Below are 6,188 nucleotides of genomic sequence, written 5' to 3' on the forward strand. Positions count from 1 at the left end.
TTTTCATGCGCATCGCGATGATCGGAACGGGCTATGTGGGACTGGTGTCCGGGGCCTGCTTTGCGGATTTCGGTCACGACGTCACCTGCGTCGACAAGGACGAGAAGAAGATCGCGGCCTTGCACCGCGGCGAGATTCCGATCTACGAGCCCGGCCTCGACGAGCTGGTCGCAACCAACGTCAAGGCCAAGCGGCTCGACTTCACCACGGACCTGTCCAAGCCGGTGGCGGACGCCGACGCCGTGTTCATCGCGGTCGGCACGCCCTCGCGCCGCGGTGATGGTCACGCCGATCTGTCCTACGTCTACGCCGCCGCGAAGGAGATCGCGCAGTCGCTGTCCGGCTTCACCGTCGTGGTGACCAAGTCCACCGTGCCGGTCGGCACGGGCGACGAGGTCGAACGCATCATCCGCGAGGCTAACCCTGCGGCCGACGTCGTCGTCGCCTCCAACCCCGAATTCCTGCGCGAGGGCGCGGCGATCCGCGACTTCAAGTTCCCCGACCGCGTTGTCGTCGGCACCTCCGACGAGCGCGGCCGCAAGGTGATGGGCGACATCTATCGCCCGCTGTCGCTGAACCAGGCGCCGCTGATGTTCACCGCGCGCCGCACCGCGGAGATGATCAAATACGCCGCCAACGCCTTCCTGGCGACCAAGATCACCTTCATCAACGAGATCGCCGATCTCTCCGAAAAGGTCGGCGCCAACGTGCAGGAGGTCGCGCGCGGCATCGGCCTCGACAACCGCATCGGCACCAAGTTCCTGCATGCCGGCCCCGGCTTCGGCGGCTCGTGCTTCCCGAAGGACACCAAGGCGCTGATCAAGATCGCGCAGGACTATGACGTGTCCTTGCGCATCGTCGAGTCGGTCCTTGCCGTCAACGAGAACCGCAAGCGCGCGATGGCGCGCAAAGTCAGCCATGCGCTCGGCGGCTCCTTGCGCGGCAAGACCATCGCCGTGCTCGGTCTCACCTTCAAGCCCGACACCGACGACATGCGCGATGCGCCGTCGATCCCGCTGGTCACCGGGCTGATCGACATGGGTGCGAAGGTCAAAGCTTTCGATCCCGTCGGCATGGAGCAGGCGAAGGGTGAGCTGCCCACCATCACCTATTGCGAGGACGCCTATTCCTGCGCGCAAGGCGCCGACGCGCTGGTCATCGTCACCGAATGGGTCCAGTTCCGCGCGCTCGATCTCGACCGGCTCAAGGCAACCATGGCCCAACCGGTCGTCGTCGATCTCCGCAACATCTACCGCCCCGAAGAGATGGCGGCCGCCGGCTTCACCTATGAGAGCGTCGGGCGCTCGTCGCAGGCTTAGCCGTCGGCCTGCATGGTTCGAGACGCCCGCTTTGGCGGGCTCCTCACCATGAAGTTGGATATCCCGCCGCAAAATCTGACCTCGTCCTGAGGGCCCGCCGGAGGCGGGCGTCTCGAAGGATGGAGACGGGCGAAACTCCAATGCGATATGATCGGATCGCACCGCGCGATTTGCGCTTTGGCCGTCGGCCTCGTTGCCGCCATGGAGATTGTCATGACCGACGACACGCACACGATCCGCAGCGGCGGGCTCACCGCGACCGTCAAGGCGCAGGGTGCCGAAATGTGCTCGCTGAGGAACGATGCGGGCGTTGAATTCGTCTGGCAGGCCGAGCCGGTCTGGCCGCGCCATGCGCCGTTGCTGTTTCCGATCGTGGGGCGTCTCGCGAACGACGAATTGCGGCACAAGGGCAAGACATACCGGCTGACGCAGCACGGCTTTGCGCGCGACAGCCGCTTCCAGTGGGCGGAGCGCGGCGGAAGCCGCTGCGTGCTGGTGCTCGAAGACAACGAGACGACGCGGGCGCTCTATCCCTTCGCGTTCCGCCTGACCGCCATCTATACGATCGACGAGACTGGTCTAGATCTGTCGCTGACGGTTGCGAACACCGGCAAGGAAATCCTGCCGGCTTCGCTCGGCGGCCATCCCGCCTTCAACTGGCCGCTTCAGCCCGGAGTCCCGAAGGAAAGCTACGCCCTGACCTTCGCGAACGCAGAATCGTCTCCCATCCGCCGTCTCGACGGCGGCTTGCTGCGTGCTGCAGCGGAGGCAACGCCCGTCAAGGGTACGGTGCTGCCCCTGTCCGAAGCCCTGTTCGTCGACGACGCCATCATCTTCGACCGGCTCGAGAGCAGCTCGGTCCGCTTTGCTGCAGGCGAGGACGCATCGAGCGCGCGATGGCTCAAGATGTCATGGAAGGGTTTCCGCGAGCTCGGCGTCTGGTCGAAACCGTCAGGCGCGCCGTTCCTCTGCATCGAGCCCTGGCGCGGCCATGCCAGCCCCGCCGGATTCGGCGGCGAGTTCAGCGACAAGCCCGGCCTGATGCATATCGCCCCCGGTGCGGAACAGCGTCTGTCGTTCCGGATCGAGGTCGCATCGTTCTGAGATCGGCGATCCTCTCAAGCACGATCCGGAAAAGTGCGAAGCGGTTTTCCGGAAAGATCATGCGCGAACAAGCGCGATGACGATTTATGCAATCTCATCGCGCTTTAGACCTCGATCCGCGTCAGGTCCTCGCCGATAACGACCGGACCCGAATAATCCTGTCGCACATCCGCGAGCAGTGCATTCAACATGGCATCGTCGGTGCGGGGCCGGTGATGCGTCAACGCGAGCCGCTTCACGCCGGCCTTGGCCGCGACCTTGCCGACGGTGTCGCCGCAGGCGAGCGTGTACTTCGCCAGCCGGCGAAAGTGTTCGTTGTTGATCTCGGGCGTTGCGAGAAAGCAGACCTGGACGAGCAGGTCGGCGCCCTCAGCCAGCCGCTCGAGACCGGGGCAGGGGACCGTGTCGCCGGAAATCGCAATGACCTTGCCCTCCGCCTCGAAGCGGTAGCCGAGACACATCCAGCGCGCCAGGAACGCCGGCGACATGTCGAGGCCGTCGCCATGCGACACGAGCTCGGCGCTGATCTTCCAGCGGCCGGTGTCGAGAACGGGGCCGGGAATGATGTCCTTTGCGACGACCGGCTTCCAGCCGCCGAAGGTCGGCTCGCCCTGATCGCGCCAGGCGATGTCCTTGTCGTAGACCTGCGTGACCAGCGTGTTGACCAGCCGTTCGGTATCCGGCGGCCCGAAGATGCGCAGATCGTCCTTGCGCCCATGCATCCATGAATTCAGCATCACGTCGTAGAGATCGCCGATATGGTCGAAATGGTGATGGGTGAGGAAGACCTTGTTGATGGCGCCGAGCGGCACGCCGGCCTTGCTGAGTTGCACCATGACGCCGCGGCCTGCATCGAACAGGATATTCTCCTCGCCGAGCCTGATCAGCGTGGTCGTCGCCATGCGGCGCGGGTCCGGGCGCGGACCGCCGGTGCCGAGCAATATGACTTCCATTTCGCCTACTCCAGCGTGAAGCCGGTCGACTTTATCACGCTGCCCCAGCGGTCGTAATCGGCCTTGATGATGCGGGCGAATTCGGCGCGCGTATCGGTGACGACGTCGACGTCGAGCGCGGACAGCAACTGTCGCACGGCGGGATCGGCCAGCGCGCTGCGCAGATTGCCGTTGAGCCTGTCCAGGATCGGCTCGGGGGTCTTTCCTGTCGCGAACAATCCATACCAGAAATCCGCCGCCTCGATGGCGCCGAGCCCGAGCTTGAGCTCGGCGAAAGTCGGGACGTCAGGCAGGCGCGGCGAACGGTTTGCGCCGGTGATCGCGAGCAGCCGGATCGTGCCGGCCTTGTATTGCTCCATCAGGCTCGCAGTGGTGTCGAACGCCGCCTGGATCGTGCCGCCCAGCAGATCCGTGATGGCCGGTGCTGAGCCGCGATAGGGCACGTGCGCCATCTCGGTGCCGGCGGCCTGGTTCAGCATCACGCCGAGGAAGTGCGAGGGCGTGCCTGCACCGAGAGAGCCGAAATTCACCCGCTCCTTGTTGGCGCGCGCGTAGGTGAGGAAGTCCGCAAGATTGGCGGTGGGCAGCTTGGTGTTGACCGCGAGCGCGAATTGAAAGGTGCAGAACCTGCCGATGGGGGCGAGATCGACCAGCGGATCGAACGGCAACGACTTGAAGATGAACGGGTAGAACGCGGTCGCGACGATCGGTGCCGACAACAGCGTCGATCCGTCCGGCTCGGACCGGACCACCGCTTCGGCGGCGATGCGGCCCGCAGCGCCCGGCTTGTTCTCGACGATGGCGGCAGTGCCGGTCTGCGCGCGCAGCTTGTCGGCGATGATGCGGCTCATCGCATCAAGCCCACCTCCCGCGGGAAAGCCGACGACGATTTTGGTCGTCCTCTCCGAGGTCTGTGCGCGGGCGCGGGTGGCAAGGGCGACGGCGGCTCCGCCGGCGGTCCCAAGAATTGCGCGCCGCGTTGCGCGTCGTGTGCTGATGCTCATTGTCCCCCGAGAAACCACGCTGTTTCGGCAGGTACAGTAGATTCGAAGCCGGCGGTGAGGCAAGCCGCATCGGCGAGGGCAAGCTGGGCGCTCGCCTCGAGCCGGTTGCAGTGGCAGCGATGTTGGGGCCGACGGCTGGCCGGCTTGGCGCCGCAGACGTCAGCCTGTGCGCGAGACCCTGCGCGCGCCGCTCGACCAGATGCCCGGCACGACGCCAGTCGATGAAAAAGACTGTCAAACGTGGATCGCCATCACACCGACGATGGCGAGACCGCGCAGGTAGTCGAGGCTGTGCGAACGACCGAAGGACGTTGCGGCTTTCCCGAAGCCGAAAGCCTCTTTTGCGTAACCGGCGGTGGACGGACCCGGATGCGCGGGGGCGGCGACCTTGAGCCGGTCGTCGCGGCGCTCGCCCGGAGCAGGCCGGGAGGATGATGCGCGGGATGAGAAATGTGGGGCAATTCATACTTAATACCGCGAAGCTGTGACCAATATTGTTTGGGCAGCTCAATACGCCTAGTATTCGTCAGACCATTTCGGGGGCTCGAACCAGCTGTGAATGCTCGTTCACATGACAGTGCGTTGCGCGACGATGTGACTTTCCAGGCCGGGTCGCACGCACACAGGATATCAAACATCGTGGCTGATTCCGCACGTCAGGAGTTGCGTCCCGCCGGCCGCGAGCGGCTGATCGTGGTCGAAGACGATCCGGTGACGCGGACCATGCTGGTCGGCTATTTCAGCGACAACAATTTCGACGTGGTCGGCGCGGGCACCTGTGCCGAGTGCCGCCAGGCACTGCGGGCGCGCACCGATCTCGTCTTCCTCGATGTGCAGCTGCCTGACGGCGACGGCTTCGACCTCGCCAAGGAGATCCAGGCGACCAGCAACGCGGGCATCATCTTCGTGACCCGCCGCGACACGGACGTCGATCGCATCCTCGGCCTCGAGATCGCCGGCGACCATTACGTCACCAAGCCGATCAATCTGCGCGACCTGCTCGCCCGTGCGCGCAGCGTGCTGCGGCGGCGCTCGATCGACCGCAAAGCGGCGCGCAGCCACAATTCGATCGCCTTCGGCGACTGGATCATCGACCTGACGCGGCGCGAGCTGCTCGGCGCCGACGGCAAGCCGGTCGCCTTGACGCGCGCCGAATTCGACCTGCTCGCGGCGCTGGTCGGCGCCGACGGCAGGCCGCTCAGCCGCGACTACCTGATCGAGGTCGTCAGCAACCGCCAGGCCGAGGTCGACATCCGCACCGTCGATGCGCTGGTGGCGCGGCTGCGCCGCAAGCTCGTCGGCAGCGGCACGCCCGTGATCGCCACCGTCACCGGCGTCGGCTACAAGCTCGCGCTCAGCGAGCGCCTCTAGCTCGCGCTGCCGCCGCGCGCTTATCGCGCGCGGGCGCTCTGGTCCGTCGTTGTCTTTTGCGCAGGCCCGGCGAGCCGGTCGTCGACCGCATAGAGCGTGCAGGTCGCAGACCATTTCATGCAGGCGGCAAGCGAATCGTGCTGGGCGTCGTCGGCGGTGGCGCGCCCCGACCGNCCGCCAGCCGTAGCCGCCATTCGGCGAGACGGCAAAAGCCTTGTGCGGCATCGTGCTGGCGAGATAGCGCGCGAACTCGGCGCGCGCGGCCTCGTTGAGCTGGCCCGGCGGCGGCAGCGGATCGGGCGGGCTCAGCATGTCGTGGTTCAGTCCGCGCTCGCGCAGGAAGGCGTCCACATACGGCGTCCATTGCGGGCGGCCGGCCACGGAATAGAGATAATGGCCGTCATCGCCGTAGGGTGCCGCCGCGATGAATGTCGCGT

The 6,188-nt window shown here is 65.8% G+C and carries 5 protein-coding genes and 2 pseudogenes; 3 read left to right on the forward strand and 4 right to left on the reverse strand.

The window, feature by feature from the left end; genetic code table 11:
- Positions 1 to 5: 5 nt before the first annotated feature.
- Together A5906_RS23125 and A5906_RS23130 are read left to right on the forward strand one after the other, a co-directional pair.
- Entirely contained in the window at positions 6 to 1,319 is a 1,314-nt protein-coding gene (locus tag A5906_RS23125; RefSeq protein WP_080137690.1) for a UDP-glucose dehydrogenase family protein, read from the forward strand.
- 213 nt (positions 1,320 to 1,532) lie between these two features.
- Entirely contained in the window at positions 1,533 to 2,423 is an 891-nt protein-coding gene (locus A5906_RS23130) for an aldose 1-epimerase family protein (protein ID WP_080137691.1), read from the forward strand.
- 104 nt (positions 2,424 to 2,527) lie between these two features.
- On the opposite strand, the gene A5906_RS23135 is transcribed toward A5906_RS23130, so the two are convergent.
- Positions 2,528 to 3,376: an MBL fold metallo-hydrolase gene (locus A5906_RS23135; RefSeq protein ID WP_080137607.1), complete on the reverse strand. Its 849-nt coding sequence runs from the start codon at positions 3,374 to 3,376 to the stop codon at positions 2,528 to 2,530.
- A gap of 5 nt (positions 3,377 to 3,381) precedes the next feature.
- Complete coding sequence (locus A5906_RS23140) at positions 3,382 to 4,227, reverse strand: Bug family tripartite tricarboxylate transporter substrate binding protein (RefSeq protein WP_161495421.1); 846 nt, start codon at positions 4,225 to 4,227, stop codon at positions 3,382 to 3,384.
- Positions 4,228 to 4,935: 708 nt separating this feature from the next.
- On the opposite strand from A5906_RS23140, the gene A5906_RS23145 reads away from it, so the two are divergent.
- Positions 4,936 to 5,751 carry a response regulator transcription factor gene (locus A5906_RS23145; protein WP_080137609.1) on the forward strand — a complete coding sequence of 272 codons (816 nt, stop codon included), beginning with the start codon at positions 4,936 to 4,938 and terminating at the stop codon, positions 5,749 to 5,751.
- A gap of 20 nt (positions 5,752 to 5,771) precedes the next feature.
- On the opposite strand, the pseudogene A5906_RS44840 reads toward A5906_RS23145, so the two are convergent.
- Both A5906_RS44840 and A5906_RS44845 read right to left on the reverse strand, forming a co-directional pair.
- Positions 5,772 to 5,924 (reverse strand): annotated as a pseudogene (locus tag A5906_RS44840) (alpha/beta hydrolase family protein); the annotation flags it as partial.
- A 1-nt stretch (position 5,925) separates the two neighbouring features.
- Positions 5,926 to 6,188 (reverse strand): annotated as a pseudogene (locus A5906_RS44845) (alpha/beta hydrolase family protein); the annotation flags it as partial.

The organism is Bradyrhizobium sacchari (assembly GCF_002068095.1).
Taxonomy (GTDB): Bacteria; Pseudomonadota; Alphaproteobacteria; order Rhizobiales; family Xanthobacteraceae; genus Bradyrhizobium; species Bradyrhizobium sacchari.